The organism is Petrotoga halophila DSM 16923, from assembly GCF_002924615.1.
This window is the reverse complement of the sequence record NZ_JALY01000287.1, coordinates 1-1,558: the sequence shown is the minus strand read 5'-3', so window position 1 is coordinate 1,558 and position 1,558 is coordinate 1. Positions and strand designations below refer to the sequence as shown.

Genomic DNA, 1,558 nt, shown 5'->3' with positions numbered 1-1,558 from the left:
AAATTTCCTGGATCTACCCTTTCTGGGCTAAAAGCTAAATAAAAATCTTTTCCAACCTTAAATCCATATTCTTGTAATAATGGCAGAATTACTTCTTCGGTAGTTCCCGGATAGGTAGTGCTTTCTAAAACAATTAACATTTCAGGATGAAGCCTTTTGGCTACCTCTTTTGTTGAATCAACAACGAAACTTAAATCAGGTTGTTTGTATTTATTCAAAGGGGTTGGAACACATATCATTACACAATCGCATTCCTTTATTTTATCATAATCGGCAGTGGCGCTTAGATAACCATCTTCAACCAGCTTTTCTAACTCTGAATTTACAACATCTCCAATATAATTTACCCCTTTGTTGACCTTTTCTACCTTTTCTTGTTGTACATCGAACCCTAAAACATGGTACCCTGCCTTCGCTTTTTCTACCGCAAGAGGTAAACCAACATAACCTAAACCTATTACCCCTATCTTTGCCGTTTTATCTTTTATTTTGTCTAGTAATGCCATTTTTTAGTCCTCCTCTTTCTAGAATAACACTATCTTTAGAAACTCTAAAACTAGTTTGAAAAAAACTCTTTAATACATTTAACTACGTATTCCTGTTCTTTTTTAGTGAGCTCTGGAAACATTGGCAAGGCTATCGTCGATTTGGATGCATTTTCAGCTACAGGGAAGTCCCCTTCTTTATAACCCAGGTTCTCAAAGCTCTTTTGAAGGTGCAAGCCAAGGGGATAGTATATGGATGTTCCAACGCCTTTATTTTCTAAAAATTTTTTCAATTTATCCCTATCTTTAGGATTATTCAAAGTGACGACGTATTGGTGATAGACATGGGTTCTATCATTAAAATAAGCAGGATAACTTAAATGTTCGTTGAGGTTATGTAATTCAAATAATTCTTCATAATTTTTTGCCTTCTTTATTCTTTTATCAATGTATTCATCTAAATTATTTAATTTTATTCGCAATATTGCAGCTTGAACTTCGTCTAATCTTGAATTATAACCAACTTCATCGTGATAATATTTTTTTGCAGCACCATGAACCCTTAATTTTCTGATCCTATCTGCCAAAACCGCATCGTTTGTAACAACCATTCCACCATCACCATAACCACCCAGATTTTTTGTTGGGAAGAAAGAAAAAATACCCAAATCTCCTATACTGCCACTAAATTTTCTTTCACCATTCTTATACTGCCATACAGACCCAATAGATTGGGCGGCATCTTCTATGATTTTTACGTTGTAATTCTCTCTTATTTTTTCCAATCTCTCTAAATCAACGGTTTTTCCAAAAAGGTGTACAGGAATAATGGCTTTAATTTTTTCTTTTTCTGGATGATTTTCAAGCAAATCTTCGACTTTATCCAAATCAAGGTTGTAGTATTTATCTTCTACATCCACAAATATAGGAGTGGCTCCATTCAGTACAATTGCACTTGCGGTTGCAAAAAAAGTATATGGTGTGGTGATAACGTAATCTCCTTCTTTTATACCCAGAGCTTGAACCGATATTCTTAGGGCATCAGAACCATTAGCAACACCGATAGCATACTT

General features: G+C 34.7%; 2 protein-coding genes. Both read right to left on the bottom strand.

Features of this window, described 5'->3' with window-relative positions:
- On the bottom strand, positions 1 to 506 hold a 506-nt coding region (locus AA81_RS13080), incomplete at its 3' end, for a nucleotide sugar dehydrogenase (RefSeq protein WP_245863657.1).
- A 50-nt stretch (positions 507 to 556) separates the two neighbouring features.
- Positions 557 to 1,558: DegT/DnrJ/EryC1/StrS family aminotransferase (locus AA81_RS13075; protein WP_103899282.1), on the bottom strand; the 1,002-nt coding region annotated here is incomplete at its 5' end.